Below are 14,566 nucleotides of genomic sequence, written 5' to 3'. Positions count from 1 at the left end.
TCACGGAGCCGCTCGGTACTCGGTCGCCTCTCCCTTGAGCGCCTGCGTGATCCCGGAGAGCAGCCCCGACTGGTCGGTCGCGGTCAGGTTGTACGCCACATAGACGCCGTAGCCGTCGGAGACCGTGCGCTGGGCGTAGTCCGCGGCTGTCGCGGAGCTCACGTTCGACAGGTCGATCGCGGCCGCGCCGAGGCGTGCCCTGTCCTCGAGACCCGGCACCGTGGGGGCGTTGTAGGACGGGTAGTAGGGGTTCCAGGCGTGGTCGATCACCGCTGCGGCATCGAACCGGGTGAAGTCCGTCACGGTGTAGGTCTCGCCGATCGCGTACAGGGTGATGATCTTGTCAGGGCCGAGGCGATCACGCAGCGCCGAGACGAGCCACCCGAAGGACTGCGCGTTGGGCTGCGGCGTGCCGTTCGCGCCGTAGTTCGTCCACTCGTCGTCGAAGTCGATGCCGTCGAGGCCGTAGGTCGTGACCGCGTCGGCGAGCTGGGCGGCGAAGGCGTCCGCGGCCGCGAACGACGTGAAGTTCGCGAACCCGGCACCCTGATGATTCCCCAGCACGGACAACAGCACCTTCGTGCCGCGGGCCTGCAGCGGTCGGATCTGGTTCTGCGCATCCTGAAGCGTCTCGGTGACGCGCTCGTTGAAGTGCAGGTAGGCCTTCTCGCCGTCGTAGTTGATGTTGGCGGCGAAGATCATCGCCAGGTCGACGGCCGGCCGACCCGAATCGGCGAGCGTGTAGTCGGCGACATTCGCTAAATCGTTCGAGTTGACTTCCACGTAGACAGCGAGCTTCGGCTCGGCGGCCGTGTCGTCCGCAGCGGCCGCGGTCGATCCGGCGACCGCCCCCATCCCCGCGAGCGCGAGGGCCGCAGCGGCTGCAAGTGCTCTACGGAACCGGTGGTTACTGGCTTTCGGCTGACTCATGACAGTTCGTCTCCTTCGTCGTCGTGTCCAGATCGAGCCGCATCGGTGCGTCTCGCGGCCGACTATATCGCTTAAGCGATGTGGTCGAAAGAGTGCCGGCCACTGTCATGAACAGTGCCTCGCACGGGCACTGGCGCCGATACCGCTTTCCCGGGATGCTGGACGCATGCGCGCGCTTCGACCGCTGTGGCGGTACCCCGTGATCACGCTCACCGTGTTGGTCTTCGCTGCGGTGGGGGTGCTGCACGCGGTGGACGAAGCGGGGATCGGCCGCTGGCTCGCCACGGTGTACGTGTCGGCCATCGTGGTCTGGACACTGGTCGGCATGGTACGCGACGTGCTGCACGGACACGTCGGGCTCGACATCCTGGCCGTCGTCGCGATGGTCGCCACGCTGGCGGTCGGCGAGTACATCGCTGCGCTCATCATCGTGCTGATGCTCTCCGGCGGTGAGGCGCTCGAGGACTTCGCCGGACGCAGGGCCAAGCGGGATCTGTCGGCGCTGCTGGACCGCTCGCCTCGCATCGCCCATGTTCTGGTACACCCGGACTCGCCCGATTCCGACGAAGCTCGCGACGTGCCGATCGACGATGTCGCGGTCGGCGACGTGCTGCTGGTGCGCCCCTCCGAGATCGTGCCGGTGGATGCGACGCTCCTGACCGACACGGGGACGTTCGACGAGTCCTCGCTGACGGGCGAGAGCATGCCGGTCACGCGCGAGGCGGGCGGGGAGGTGCTGTCCGGGGCGATCAACGGAAGCCGCGCCGTCCGCATCAGAGCACTGCGCACCGGTGCCGACAGCCAGTACCAGCAGATCGTCGCGCTGGTGCACTCCGCCGAGTCGTCGCACGCGCCGATCGTCCGCCTCGCCGACCGCTTCGCCATCCCGTTCACCGCCGTGTCGCTCGTGCTCGCCGGCACCGCATGGGCGATCTCCGGCGACTCCACGCGCTTTGCCGAGGTGCTCGTGCTGGCGACGCCGTGCCCCCTCCTCATCGCGGCGCCCGTGGCATTCCTCGGCGGCCTCTCACGGGCGGCGAAATCCGGGGTGATCATGAAGAGCGGGGCCGTGATCGAACAGATCGCCCGGGTGCGCTCCGCCGCGTTCGACAAGACCGGGACGCTCACGCAGGGCCGCCCCGAGCTCGTGGAGGTCCGCCCCGCTGCGGGCTTCGACGCCGACGAGATCCTGCAGCTGGCCGCATCCGCGGAGCAGTACTCCTCGCACGTGCTGGCCGACGGCATCCGGCGCGCCGCCGATGCGCGGGGGCTCGTCCTGCACGCGGCTCGGGAAGCCAGCGAGACCGCCACGAACGGGGTCGCCGCAACGATCGCCGGGCGCACCGTCGTGGTCGGAAAGCCCGCCTACGTCGCCTCGCTCGCACCCGACACCGTCCGGGCGCAGCTCGAACCCGGCGAAGCCGCGGCCTACGTGGCGGTGGACGGGCGCTTCGCCGGCGTGCTCGTGCTCGCCGACGCCGCCCGCCCCGAAGCGTCCGCCGTCATCTCGTGGCTGCGGCTGCACGACGTCGATCGCGTCGCGATGCTCACCGGCGACGTGGATTCGACGGCGGAATCGGTGGGACGCCGGCTCGGCATCGATGAGATCCACGCGGAGCTGCTGCCGCCCGAGAAGGTGCGGCTCGCCGCCGAGATGCAGCCGCGCCCGGTGCTCATGGTGGGCGACGGCGTCAATGACGCGCCCGTGCTGGCAGCCGCAGACATCGGTATCGCGATGGGGGCGAAGGGAGCCACTGCCGCCGGCGATGCCGCAGACGTCGTGATCCTCGTCGATTCGCTCGCGAAGGTCGTCGACGCCGTCTCGATCGGCCGCCACACGCTCCGGGTCGCGCTGACCGCGATCTGGATCGGCATCGGGTTGAGCGTCGGGCTCATGATCGTCGCGATGACCGGCGTCATCCCGGCGGTCGTCGGTGCGCTCGTCCAGGAACTCGTCGACCTCGCGACCATCCTCTACGCCCTGCGGGCGCTCAGCGGACCACCCAGCGGGCTGCGCCCGGCATCGACCCCGGAGCCGTCGCCCCGGCACGGGGAGAGAATGGAGTGACGGGGCGTCCGCCGCGCAGCGAGGGGGTCGAGTGAGTTCGGTGGATCGCGCCCTCTCGAGCATCAGAGTGATCTCGTCGCGGCGCTGCGACGCCCATCGACCGCCGGTCCCCAGCGATGGCGCACCCCCGCAGCTCCTCGTCATTCCGGAGCACGACGACCTTCACGTCGATATCGGAGGACGACGCCACCTCGTCCGCTCGGACCAGCTCGCCGTGGTGTGCCCGGCCGAGGGAGACACCATCGCTCTGACCCGCGAGATCCAGGCCGAGAGCAGCTCCGAGATGCGGTCTGTCTTCGGTGTCGAAGCGATCACGTTCAAGAGTCGCGGACACGTCTACACGCTCCTCGAGCAGGAGCTCCCCCGGACGATCGTGGTCGACAGCACACCGCTGCTGGCCTCCGTGGTCGCATTGCTGCACGCCGAGGGCAGGCGCGATCCCGTCGTCGACAGCCTGCTCTGCAAGCTCACCGAAGTCGCGGTGTGCGCGGCGGTCGCCGCCTGGATCGACACGGCGCCGACACCACCGGGCTGGATCGGCGGCGTCGCGCATCCGAGGATCGGGGCCACACTCGAGGCGGTGCACAGCGAGCTCGGAACGGTCTGGACGGTCTCCGACATGGCTGCGCACGCCCACATGTCCCGCTCCGCGTTCGCCAAGCTCTTCCGAGAGGTCGTCGGCTCGACGCCGTCGTCGCACCTCGCCCGGTGGCGCATGGCGCACGCGCTCGAACTCCTCGAGGCCTCTCCCGACATGCCGTTGAAAGACGTCGCGGATCGGCTCGGCTATTCGGACGAGTTCGCGCTCAGCACCGCGTTCAAACGCCGCTTCGGCGCGAGTCCGCGCAACTACGTGGATCCCGCGCCGAGCCGCGTCCGGGGCTAGACCCCCGCGCTGAAGCGCCGGATCAGACGCGCGACGTCGGCAGGGGCCGTGACGAGGGCGTCATGTCCCGCCGCGAGCTTCGTGACGGACCATCGCTCCGGCCGCGCACGCACACGGTCCTTCGACGGGCCGACATCGGCGAACGGCGGGGCCGTGCAGTCGATGTAGAGCAGGGGCACATCGGGTATCGGGCCGGTGATCGGTACGACGTCGCTCCAACTGCTCCACGGGTGCCCGGTGAGCCTGCGGTCGAGCCATTCGACGTCGTTCCGACGCGTCACCCCGAACATCGTCGGATCCTGCGGCTTGGGGACGTAGTACCCCTGACCCGCCTGCGCGACCACGGTCGGCAGCGCGGCCCGACTCGCGGGGGTGAGCACGTCGAGGATCCGCTCCCCGGGATCGACGACGACCGCGTCGAGGTACACCGCGCCGCGGAGGCGATCGGAGATCCGCTCGGCGACGGCGGAGACATAGGCACCACCGATGCTGTGTCCGACGAGCACCACGTCACGCAGTTCCTCGGCATCGATCGTCGCCACGATGTCGTCCACGCCGTCCTGGAAGCGGATGTCGGGCGAGAGACGGTGCGCACGATCGCCGACTCCCGGCAGGGTGGGCGTGAGGATCCGTCCCCGGCGAGGATCGAGTTCGTCGACGACGCGCCGCCAGGCCCAGCCGCCGTGCGATCCGCCGTGGATGAGCACGAGGTCGGCGCGGGAACGGGAGGCGGAAGCACTGCCGGACGGGACGATCGCCCCGCCCGCTCCCGCAGCGACCGCGGCGGTCACCCCCAGTGCCGCGCCCAGCACCATCCGCCTGTTGACCCCTCGGGGGATCGGCCCGGTGGCCACTTCGCCGGTCACCGCGCCACCGCGCTTTCTCGGGCGACCACGGCCTCCAGCGAGTGCGGCTGTTCGCCGAGCACATCGTGGACGCCGTCGGAGAGATGATCATCGCGCCCGGCGCGGATCGCGTCGAACAGGTTGGCGAGGGCATCCACCATCCGCGGCTTCAGGTAGGGCGCGACGGATCCCCGCCACTCGTCGACCCCGATGTCGGCGAAGGTCAGGGCACGCCCGGTGCGCCGCCCGACGATCTCGACGGCTTCGGCGAACGAGAGCGACTGCGGGCCGGAGAGCTCGACGTGCGACGGGCCCGGCGTCTGCGATCGCAGGAGCGTCGCTGCGACTCTGGAGATGTCGCGTGCATCGATGAACGGCTCCCTCCCATCTCCCACCGGCAGCCGCAGCTCGCCGGTGGCATCCAGCTGAGCGGCGAAGAGACCTGTGGTGAAGCCCTGCGCGAACCATGAGGGGCGCAGGAAGGTCGAAGCGGGCGCGGCGGCACCGAACACCTCCTCCGCTCCGGACGCGATGCCGTCACCGCTGACCCCCGGGTTTCGTGCGGTGAGCACCACGGCGCGCTCGACGCCGGCGTCGGCGAGCACCCGTGCGAAGGGGGTGAGGTCCATCGGATCCTCGGGGAGGACCACGTACACCGCCCCGGCACCGTCGAACAGCGACGGCCAGGTGCTCGCGTCGTCCCAGTCGAACCGCCACGGCGAGCGGCGGGAGGCGCGTCGCACCCGCACATCCGCGGCCTCCAGCAGATCCGCCACCTGCGAGCCCGTCGTTCCGGTGGCTCCGAGTACGACGACCGGGGCCCCTTCCTCTTCATGAAGTGTCATGCCTTCCATGCTCGAAGCCGTCGCCACCGCGGCCCATGGCCTGACGCATCGCGTGCATGTTCACGGCTCTCGCCCGTCGAGCAGGTTGCCCTTGGTCACCGAGTCTCCGGCTGCAACCGATTCCTGACCTCTTCTGCACGGTGCTTCTACACGCCATTCGCTCCACAGCCACCGGGATGACAGCACGTCACGACCGGAATACCGTGACAACCTTGCCCTCCGGAATCAGACTGGAGGCATGCGCTTGAACGATCCGCAGGTATGGACTCTGATCGGCGTTTTCGCAGCAGTGATGCTGGGCGGCATGACGCTGATGACGACCCAGCTCAGCCGGGTGATCCGCGCCGAGGTCGACCGCGTCGAAGGCACGCTCTCGGCGAAGATCGATCGCGTCGAAGGCACGCTCTCGGCGAAGATCGACCGCGTCGAAGGCACGCTCTCGGCCCGGATCGATGGGCTCCATGCCCGGCTCGACCGCATCGAGATCAAGGTCGACGACCTCGACAGGGAACTCACGAACCTCGCGACCCGCTTCTGGCGCTCGCAGTGATGTGCAGCGACCGATCAGATCGTCACGTCTCCCACCAGGTTGACCTTGATCCCCATGCCGTCGAACATCGCGGCCTTCGCGATCAGGGCCTTGTCCGCGGTCTCGGCGTCGGGCGCGTAGACGAGCTGCGCGTGGTTCGCCTTGTGCCGTGCCATGAACTGGTCGCGCGAGACGCCGTGCAGCACCACGTGGGCGATCGGCCACTCGGGGTTCGTGGCGTCCTTACGCCGCTGGGTCTCCTCCGCCGGCAGCTCGACCACCGACGCCCGGAAGATGTCGGCCTGCAGGATGCCCTCGGCGATGAACACTCGGGAGAGCACGACCTCGCCGGGCTTCGAGACGCCGTTGATCGTGGCGCCGCCCGCGGGGAAGAACACATGACCCTGCCGCCATCCCTCCGCGTGCTGCCAGCCTCCGAGGTGCGATGCCGGCACCGACCCCGAGATCTCGTAGACCCAGACGAACTGTCCGTCGTAGTCCTCGCCCCAGCGGACGTCGTGCAGCGTGTTGTCGGGCACGAGCCCCATCGCGCGCCACACCCGGTCGGTCACGAGCGCGTCCACGGCGACACCCTCGTCGGCCTCGTTGAAGTGCGGGAAGGCCCGTCCCTCGTGCAGAACGCGAGAGCCGTCGCGCGAGGTCACCGGCGGCCGCTCGGTCGAGTTCAGAATGCCCTCGGCCAGGTCTGAGGCGGGCACCAGGTCCTTCAGGCCCTGTTGGTACTGGATGCCGACCGCGTCGAGCCCGAAGTCGTCGGCGATGCGGAGCGCGGCGATGTACATCTTCAGCTGCCACTGCACCTGGTCGCGGGTGAGCTCGGTGACGCCGTCTTCGCCGTAGCGGAACGTCATCCCCGCATCGATCAACCAGTCGTACGCGGCGTCGGCTTCATCGTCCGTGACGTCGAGCATCTCGGCGTACAACGCCGACTGCGAGAGGCGCTCCTTGTAGATGCCGGTCGGGTTGAGCAGCTCGTCGTCGAAGATCGCGTTGTACATGCCCATGCAGCCTTCATCGAACACGCCGATGATCGCCTTCTCGGAGAGCAGCTGTGCCGCGAGCGCCTCGCCGAGCTGCTTCTCCGGGCTGTCCGGCAGCGCGGGCAGCGGTCGGACGTGCGAGCTGTCGTGCGTGATGGCGCCGGACTCCGTCCATTCCTTGATGCCGTCGGTGAACCACTCATCGGCGAAGTCGACGGACCAGGTGGTCGCGTAGGGCTTGCCCATCTTGGTCAGACCCGCGTTCAGCCCGAGAAGGCCGACGAGGCCCGGCCAATCGCCGGCGAAGTTCGCGACCGTGAGAATCGGCCCCTCGTGGGATCGCAGTCCGGCGAGCACATGGTGCGAGTACTGCCAGTTGGCGATCGCGACGATGAGCGGCGCGTCGACGGGGATGCGCGTGAACACCTCGAGGCCCATGCGCTGGCTCGAGATGAATCCGTGCCCGGTCTCGGGGTCGACGCCGAAGGGCCGGATGACCTCCCACCCGAGGGCGTTCAGCACCCCGGTGACGCCGGTCTCCAGCTCGACCTGGGTGGGCCACCCCGCCACGTTCGCCGACTCACGAAGGTCTCCGGACGTGATGAGATACGCGGTCTTCGGAGCGGTCGTCGGGCGGGATGCCGTGGTCGGCAGGGTGTAGGTGGTCATGATGCCTCCGGGGTTGGGGTCGGGGTGAGCCGGGAACGATGCGTATCCCCGGCTCGGAGTCGGATGTCGCGGCCGACGGTCCGGCCGCGCAGCCGCAGGTCTGCGACATCGAGCGTGCCGCCGTCGAGATGGATGGCCAGCTCATGCTCGTCGATCTCGACACGCCCCCAGCCGGTTCCCGTGGTGAACAGGCTGCGGAGATCACCGCCGGTCGCCGGAGCGAAGGAGAGCTCGCCGCTTGGGGCATCCCACTGCACACCGCTCGCTCCGAGCAGAAGCGCCCACGACGCGAGCGATCGTGCGTAGTGGTTGCCGCATTCGATCTCGTTCCACGGACTGCGGTGACGCCCGTCATACCGCCCGCGCAACGAACGCTCGACGAGGATCGCGTCATCGACGCGGCCGGCATAGAGAAGCGAGGCCGCGACCTGATGCTCGACTCCCGTCCACACCTCGTCGGAGTAGACGAAGGGGATCGCCGGGCGTCCACCGTGCGGCCAGGATGCGAGCAGGAGCCCACCTTCGTCGTTCAGGGCGTAGACGCGCTGCGTGCTCTCGTGCGCAGACAGGTCGTCACGGTGATTGTGCGCCACGATCGCGGCAAGCGCCGAATCGACTCGTTCCGGGGGAAGAATGTGCCCGAGGCCGTTCACGAATGCGTGGAACTGCCCGAGGAGCTGATCCGACAGCACGCCATCGCCGTACTGGTACCGGTGCGCGTCGGCATCGCCGATCACCTGGCGGTAGTACTCACCGTTCCACAGCGTCTCGTCCATCGCCGCGGCGACATGGTCCGCTCGAGCCGACCATGCCTCCGCCCGCCGGTCCTCACCGAGATGGGCAGCCATGCGCGTACCCGCCCGGAGCGCCGCGAGGTACACGCCGTTCGCGAGGGGCTCTGCCCCGTGGAACTCGATGTCGTAGGTGTTGTGCATCTCCCCGTCGAGGAGCCCGTCTCCGTCGCGATCCCAGACCCTGATCGCGAAGTCCAGGGTGCGAGCCGCTGCGGGCCACAGTTCACGCAGGAAGTCGTCGTCTCCGCTGAAGCGCCATTCCCGGTGCAGGCGGAGCAGAGTGCCGAGCTGTCCGTCGACGGCCGGACCCATGAACCAGGAGGGACCTCCGAAGACGCGGTTGCCGCGGAACTTCTGCGCCCCGGACTCGTCCGTCTCGAGCAGATACTCCACCCGCCGAGCACTTCTTTCGAGCGAGGGGAAGAGCCAGGCGAGGGTCTGCGCATACGACCACACGTGGGTACAGGTGCCCTCGCACGAGCCGCCGTGATCGAAAGATCCCTCCCACGCCGCGAACACCGGTCCATCGCCCAGCTCGGAGTTCGGGGATTCGATGACGAAGCCGGTCGTGGAACGGGCGGCCGCGATGTTCGCTCCGATCGCATCGATCAGCACCGGATCGAGACTCCCGCCGTACAGCGCCTCGACGAACGCATCCGTCGTCTCCTCGAGCTCTGCGAGGTGCGCGTGCACGTGGGCAGCGGCGGCCCAGGCATCCGGCCACAGCGTCGCGTAGTGGTTCCGCACGATCTCGTCGAGGTTCGGGTCGGCGAACACGATATGCCCGTTCCACCCACGACGACGATTCGGGAAGCTCCACGACAGCACGAACTCGAAGTCGCGGCTCTCACCGGGAGCGAGGACGTGCACGATGCCGAGCGAGCCGGTGCGCAGACGGGGAAGCTTCGCCAGCATCTCCGCTTCGGTCAGCGGCGCGGCGTCCGGGTCGGCATCGGGTTCGGCGAAGAGCCCTCTGGGCCGATCCTCCAGCGTGAGCCTCGGCTCCGCCGCGAGCAGCCCGTCGTCAGTCAGATCGTTCCAGAACAGCCGTGCACCGTCGGGCCAGTAGCTGGTGACCCACTGCGGCTTGGCGGTCGTGGCCGCATCCGTCGTGGTGAGGCTCAGCGTCCCGTAGCCGAAGTCATCCTCGGGCAGTTCCACCCCGAAGTCGAGTCCGCGCACCTCGCCGTCGTCGCGCCAGCGCACCGTCTGCGTCGCACGCATCCCCCATGGCGCATCCGGCCCCGGGGTGCCACGCCCCGCCGTGTGCGAGATGCTGCCCACGACCGTGACCGCCACCGGGACCGACCCAGGGTTCGTCACGCGGTAACGCAGCACCGCTGCCGGGATGCCGGACTCGTCCGCGTCGAGAGGCACCAGGGGTGTGAAGGCGTGCAGCGAGACGTCGACCGGTAGGACGGCGTCGCTGAAGTCGACGTCGACCACCGGGTATTCGCCGTGCAGCGTCGCGGCATCGAGTCGCGGGAGGCCCGCGAGCTGGTCGAACGCGTAGCCCGCGTCTGCATCGTGACGCCCGCCGAGCCGCGCTTCGAGCACTCGGGTGACCGCGTCGCCGCCCTCCGGAGCCGCGTGGATCGCGAAGAAGGAGTGCGGGTTGCGACGCCCCTTGTCCGGAAGGTTCTCGAGCTCCCAGTCGCGCAGCTCTCCCCTGGCACCGATCGACACATTGCCCGTCCCGATGCCTCCCAGCGGGAACGCCGTCGCCTGCGACGTGTGCGGGATACCGCGGGCGCGCCGTTCGCGGGTCATGCGGATGCTCCGCGCTGCGTGTCTGCGAGTTCGTGCACGACGTCCTTCGAATCCGCGTAGAGGCGCACGTATCTGTCGAACAGGTCGTCGTAGGCCGGGCGCAGCGCCTCATCAGGCCGGATCGTCTCCGCGACGGGGTTCCAGTCCGTGATCACCGGCGTCTCGTCAGGCGCGGCGATCGCGGTCGCGGCGAGGAAGGCCGCACCGTAACTCGCGCCGATCGTCGTCTGCGGCACCTCCTGCACGAGACCTGTCACGTCGGAGACCACCTGCAGCCAGAGCCGCCCCTGGGTGCCCCCGCCCACCGCGACGATCCGACGAATGTCGGCACCCGCCGCGCGCATGGTCTCCACGTTGTGGCGCACGCCGAGCGCCGTGGCCTCGAGAGCGGCACGATAGAGGTCGCCTCGCGTGTGCTCGAGCGTGAGTCCGGCGATCACGCCCCGGGCATCAGGGTCTTGGATCGGGGTACGCTCCCCGGCGAAGTACGGCAGCACGAGCAATCCCCTCGCACCGGGTGGAGAGAGCTCCGCCTCTGCCAGCAGCTCGGGGTAATCCGCCCCGGTCAGATCCTTCAACCAGGCGGTCAGCGCGCCGGACGTGGAGAGCCCGCCCGCGAGGTTGCGTGTGCCGGCGAACGCTCCCGCAGTGGTCCACATCGACGGGGTGCGCAGAGTCTCCGCCCCCGTCGCGACCAGGAACATCGTCGTCCCGTACATGAGCATGAGGTCGCCGACCTCGTGCGCGCCGACGCTGACCGCCTCCGTCCAGGCGTCGATGCTGCCCGTGATCACGGGTGTTCCCGCCGGGATGCCGCTTGCCGCTGCCGCGGCGGCGGTGACCTCTCCTGCCAAGTCGCCCGCCCAGAGCAGTGCGGGCTGCTCGATACCGCCCGCGTACAGCTCCCACCACGGCCCGTACCAGCTCTCGGCCTCGATGTCGTAGAACGGCGAGACCTGACTCGCGGACTGGTGGTCGAGCACATACGCCCCGGTGAGGTTCCTGGTCAGCCACGACGCCGGCATGAAGAGGCGTCGCGCACGCGCCAGGGCCTCCGGCTCCTCATCCCCGATCCAGGCGATCTTGGGGCCACCCGCCTGCGAGGTGAGCGTCGATCCGCCGACGCGCGTGATCTCCTCGATGCCGAGGTCGGCCGTCATCCGATCGATCTGCGCCGTCGAGCGTGTGTCGACGCCATAGAGGATGGCGGGACGCACCGGGCGGTCATCCTCGTCGGCGAGGAGGATGCACGGCCCCATCCCGCTCACACCGACTCCGACCACCTCGGCATCGGGCACCGTCTCAAGCAGCTCGCGAGAGATCGAGACGAACTCGTCCCACCACACGTCGCCGTCCATCTCGACCCAGCCGGTGTGGGGGCGGCGGACCTCGTGCGCACGGCTCGCCGACGCGATGATCGTGCCGTCGACCCCCACCAGCACGCCTTTGCTGCTGGACGTGCCGATGTCCACCCCGAGGGTGCAGCGCATGGTGTCCTCCTTGAAACCGGGCACAGAATCTGAAACCTGTGGCCACTTTATGCGAAATCGATTTCACATCGCAAGAAGATCCGACCTTTCCTGCACGATCTGCGGGGAGCGCGCGCTCTCCACTCTTCACGGGCTCGAGCCCGAGCCGCACTGGAATACCGTGACAATCTGAGGACTCCCCCGCAGGATGGAGCCATGCAGATGAACGAACCCCAGGTCTGGACTCTGATCGGCGTGTTCGCTGCCTTCATGCTGGGGGCGCTCACCGTCCTCATCCGCCAGAACGACAAGATGACATCGTCCCTCCGGCGCGAGCTGGGATACCGGTTCGAGACGATGGAGACGAAGCTCCAGGCGATGGAGACGAAGTTCGAGGCGATGGACGCGAGGGTCGACACCCGATTCGACGCTCTCGAGGCGACGTTCGACGCGCGACTGGGCTCTGTCGATCGACGACTCGAAGAGCTCGACAAAGAGGTCGCCCACCTGGCGACCCGCTTCTGGGGCTCCCGCTAGACCCGCTGGCTGGCGGGTTGGATCTCGTTGCGCAGCACCACGGTGCGCGAGGGCTGCCGGTCGCCCTTGATGCGCTCGAGCAGCATCCGCGCCGCCGTCACACCCATGTGGCGCGCCGGCAGGCGAACGACGGTGACGGCGGTGGGAGACAGCGTCGTGAAGGGCAGTGACCCGATCACGGCGACACCGACCTGCGGCGGAGTGAGCCCGTGCTCGGTGAGCACCTGGATGGCGCCGACGCCGATGAGGTTGTTCCCGGCGACCACGGCATCGGGCGGCTCGGGAAGCGCGAGGAGCTCCTCCATAGCGGCACGGCCCCCCTCCACGCGGAACGTCGCGAATCGTGCGAGCTCGTCGAGGTCGAGGTCTGGCTGAGCCGCAGCGAGCACGGAGCGCCATCCTGCGGCTCGCTCCGCCGCGGTATCGATGTGCTCGGGCCCGCCGATATAGGCGATGCGACGATAGCCCGCGTCGATCAGATCCTGCGTCGCGGACGTGCCCGCTGCACGGTTCGCCATCACGACACCGTCGATGTCGTACGTGGTGCTGCGGTCGACCGCCACGACGGGACGCCCCGTCGCGAGGATGCCCTCGAGGTTGGACCGCTCGTCGGCCGTCGCGATGATGATCCCCGACATGTGCTCGGAGATCGCGATACGGAGGTATGTCGCCTCCTTCTCCATCTGCGCGTCGGAGTTGCACAGGACGACCGAGTAGCCCGCCTCGGAGGCGACGTCTTCGACCCCTCGCGCCATCTCCGTGAAGTAGGGGTTCTCGATGTCCGGGATCACGAGCGCGATGACCTCGGAGCTCTGGCGTCGGAGTGTACGAGCCGTGCGATTCGGCGTGAAGTTCAGCCGGGCCGCGGCGTCGCGCACGGCGGCCACCTTCTCCTCGGACACGCTCGTGCCGTTGAACACACGCGAGACGGTCGCCGGGGAGACACCCGCGAGTTCCGCGACGTCATAGATCGTGGCCATGCACCCTCACTGCCTGCCCGGACGCGCCGGACGTGAAAGCAACAGTATCGCGCACACCTCGATTCTCTGGCGTTCTCATCTGAAATCGATTACATTGGCGCCCATGACTTCCTCTGCTTCTGATCTGGCATCCCTCGCAGCGCTGCGACCGGTGCAGACCCGATCGATCTCCCCCGAGAACTTCGACGGATCCGCTGGGGGCGGTGGCCGCGCGACCGAGGGCACGGGCGCGATGAACGCTCGTGACCTCGGTCCCGGTTGGAAGATCTCGCCCAGCATGGACATAAAGGCCGGCGAGACGCTCGAGCTCGCGAACATCACCGGTGCGGGCAAGATCACCCACCTCTGGATCACGACCCATACCGACAACTGGCGCACCCTGCTGCTGCGCGCATATTGGGACGGCGCCGACGAACCCGCCGTCGAGGTGCCGTACGGCGACTTCTTCTGCAACGCCTGGGGAGTCTTCGCGCAGGTGAACTCGCAGACGATCGCTGCGAACCCGCACGGCGGATTCAACTCCTACTGGCCGATGCCGTTCAAGGACGGCGCCAGACTGACCCTCGAGAACACCTCCGTCGTCGACGTGCGTGTCTACTACCAGGTGACCTACGAGGTCGGAGGCGACCACTCGAACGACGCGTACTTCCACGCGCAGTGGCGTCGATCGAACCCGCTGGCCGATCTCACCCCGCACGTGATTCTGGAGGGCGTCGAAGGGCAGGGTCAGTACGTCGGCACGTACATCGCCTGGGGCGTGAACTCCAACGGATGGTGGGGCGAAGGCGAGATCAAGTTCTACCTCGACGACGACACCGACTATCCGACGATCTGCGGCACGGGGACAGAGGACTACTTCGGCGGTGCCTGGAACTTCGACATCCCCGGCCAGGGCTACACGGAGTTCTCGACTCCCTATCTGGGCATGCCCCAGGTGATCCGTCCCGACGGGCTGTATGTGTCGCAGCAGCGCTTCGGCATGTACCGCTGGCACCTGCTCGACCCGATCCATTTCGCGACCGGTATCCCGAAGGTCGACATCCAGGCGCTCGGATGGCGCAGCGGCTGGCGGTACCTACCGCTGCGCGACGACATCGCCTCCACAGCACTGTTCTACCTCGACCGCCCGACCGCGCGGCGCCCGAAGACGCCGACGGCCGACGACCTGGAGGTGCACCTAGGCACAGCCCCGGTGCCGGACATCGGCGCCACTCCGCCCCGCGAGCCTCAGGACTGAGCGCGG

At 68.5% G+C, this 14,566-nt stretch carries 12 protein-coding genes; 5 read left to right on the top strand and 7 right to left on the bottom strand.

Annotation, left to right across the window (positions count from 1 at the left end; genetic code table 11):
• Positions 1-930 carry an endo-beta-N-acetylglucosaminidase H gene (locus HDC31_RS01255; protein WP_257021911.1) on the bottom strand — a complete coding sequence of 310 codons (930 nt, stop codon included), beginning with the start codon at positions 928-930 and terminating at the stop codon, positions 1-3.
• Between the two features lie 166 nt (positions 931-1,096).
• Between HDC31_RS01255 and HDC31_RS01250 the strand changes: the two genes are divergently transcribed.
• Together HDC31_RS01250 and HDC31_RS01245 are read left to right on the top strand one after the other, a co-directional pair.
• On the top strand, positions 1,097-2,998 hold the full coding sequence (locus HDC31_RS01250; RefSeq protein WP_179515736.1) for a heavy metal translocating P-type ATPase: 1,902 nt from the start codon (positions 1,097-1,099) through the stop codon (positions 2,996-2,998).
• A 31-nt stretch (positions 2,999-3,029) separates the two neighbouring features.
• Complete coding sequence (locus tag HDC31_RS01245; RefSeq protein ID WP_179515735.1) at positions 3,030-3,884, top strand: helix-turn-helix transcriptional regulator; 855 nt, start codon at positions 3,030-3,032, stop codon at positions 3,882-3,884.
• Here the strand turns inward: HDC31_RS01245 and HDC31_RS01240 are convergent.
• Positions 3,881-4,750, bottom strand: a complete 870-nt coding sequence (locus tag HDC31_RS01240) for an alpha/beta fold hydrolase (protein ID WP_147251290.1) — start codon at positions 4,748-4,750, stop codon at positions 3,881-3,883. The two genes, HDC31_RS01245 and HDC31_RS01240, sit on opposite strands and share 4 nt — an antisense overlap.
• Positions 4,747-5,574 (bottom strand): hypothetical protein, encoded by an 828-nt coding sequence (locus HDC31_RS01235; protein WP_218867275.1) that lies wholly within the window; start codon positions 5,572-5,574, stop codon positions 4,747-4,749. The genes HDC31_RS01240 and HDC31_RS01235 overlap by 4 nt, the downstream gene beginning before the upstream one ends.
• Before the next feature lie 238 nt (positions 5,575-5,812).
• Here HDC31_RS01235 and HDC31_RS01230 point away from each other — a divergent pair, with 238 nt between their 5' ends.
• Positions 5,813-6,124 (top strand): hypothetical protein, encoded by a 312-nt coding sequence (locus tag HDC31_RS01230; protein ID WP_113681049.1) that lies wholly within the window; start codon positions 5,813-5,815, stop codon positions 6,122-6,124.
• Between the two features lie 14 nt (positions 6,125-6,138).
• Here the strand turns inward: HDC31_RS01230 and HDC31_RS01225 are convergent, their stop codons facing one another.
• From HDC31_RS01225 to HDC31_RS01215, 3 genes are read right to left on the bottom strand one after another with little or no spacing between them, the layout of a single operon-like run.
• Positions 6,139-7,773, bottom strand: a complete 1,635-nt coding sequence (locus tag HDC31_RS01225; protein WP_061015236.1) for a fucose isomerase — start codon at positions 7,771-7,773, stop codon at positions 6,139-6,141.
• Positions 7,770-10,337: a GH116 family glycosyl-hydrolase gene (locus tag HDC31_RS01220; RefSeq protein WP_113681048.1), complete on the bottom strand. Its 2,568-nt coding sequence runs from the start codon at positions 10,335-10,337 to the stop codon at positions 7,770-7,772. The genes HDC31_RS01225 and HDC31_RS01220 overlap by 4 nt, the downstream gene beginning before the upstream one ends.
• Positions 10,334-11,827: an FGGY-family carbohydrate kinase gene (locus HDC31_RS01215; protein WP_113681054.1), complete on the bottom strand. Its 1,494-nt coding sequence runs from the start codon at positions 11,825-11,827 to the stop codon at positions 10,334-10,336. Before HDC31_RS01215 ends, HDC31_RS01220 begins: the two co-directional genes overlap by 4 nt.
• 195 nt (positions 11,828-12,022) lie before the next feature.
• On the opposite strand from HDC31_RS01215, the gene HDC31_RS01210 reads away from it, so the two are divergent.
• Positions 12,023-12,343, top strand: a complete 321-nt coding sequence (locus tag HDC31_RS01210) for a hypothetical protein (RefSeq protein ID WP_046748708.1) — start codon at positions 12,023-12,025, stop codon at positions 12,341-12,343.
• Here HDC31_RS01210 and HDC31_RS01205 read toward each other — a convergent pair.
• Complete coding sequence (locus HDC31_RS01205; protein WP_046748707.1) at positions 12,340-13,323, bottom strand: LacI family DNA-binding transcriptional regulator; 984 nt, start codon at positions 13,321-13,323, stop codon at positions 12,340-12,342. The genes HDC31_RS01210 and HDC31_RS01205 overlap by 4 nt on opposite strands.
• 103 nt (positions 13,324-13,426) lie before the next feature.
• Here HDC31_RS01205 and HDC31_RS01200 point away from each other — a divergent pair, with 103 nt between their 5' ends.
• The gene (locus HDC31_RS01200) at positions 13,427-14,560 is read left to right on the top strand and encodes a glycoside hydrolase family 172 protein (protein WP_046748706.1); all 1,134 of its coding nucleotides are present in this window, start codon (positions 13,427-13,429) and stop codon (positions 14,558-14,560) included.
• Positions 14,561-14,566 lie beyond the last annotated feature (6 nt).

It is taken from the genome of Microbacterium sp. JAI119, assembly GCF_013410135.1.
In the GTDB taxonomy this organism is placed as follows: Bacteria; Actinomycetota; Actinomycetes; order Actinomycetales; family Microbacteriaceae; genus Microbacterium; species Microbacterium oxydans.
This window is presented reverse-complemented; position numbering and strand designations above follow the sequence as displayed.

Coding starts and splice junctions, on each gene's coding strand:
- HDC31_RS01205 (WP_046748707.1), bottom strand. CDS start 13,323: ATGGCCACGATCTATGACGTCGCGGAACTCGCGGGTGTCTCCCCGGCG.
- HDC31_RS01225 (WP_061015236.1), bottom strand. CDS start 7,773: ATGACCACCTACACCCTGCCGACCACGGCATCCCGCCCGACGACCGCT.
- HDC31_RS01215 (WP_113681054.1), bottom strand. CDS start 11,827: ATGCGCTGCACCCTCGGGGTGGACATCGGCACGTCCAGCAGCAAAGGC.
- HDC31_RS01220 (WP_113681048.1), bottom strand. CDS start 10,337: ATGACCCGCGAACGGCGCGCCCGCGGTATCCCGCACACGTCGCAGGCG.
- HDC31_RS01235 (WP_218867275.1), bottom strand. CDS start 5,574: ATGACACTTCATGAAGAGGAAGGGGCCCCGGTCGTCGTACTCGGAGCC.
- HDC31_RS01210 (WP_046748708.1), top strand. CDS start 12,023: ATGCAGATGAACGAACCCCAGGTCTGGACTCTGATCGGCGTGTTCGCT.
- HDC31_RS01250 (WP_179515736.1), top strand. CDS start 1,097: ATGCGCGCGCTTCGACCGCTGTGGCGGTACCCCGTGATCACGCTCACC.
- HDC31_RS01255 (WP_257021911.1), bottom strand. CDS start 930: ATGAGTCAGCCGAAAGCCAGTAACCACCGGTTCCGTAGAGCACTTGCA.
- HDC31_RS01200 (WP_046748706.1), top strand. CDS start 13,427: ATGACTTCCTCTGCTTCTGATCTGGCATCCCTCGCAGCGCTGCGACCG.
- HDC31_RS01230 (WP_113681049.1), top strand. CDS start 5,813: ATGCGCTTGAACGATCCGCAGGTATGGACTCTGATCGGCGTTTTCGCA.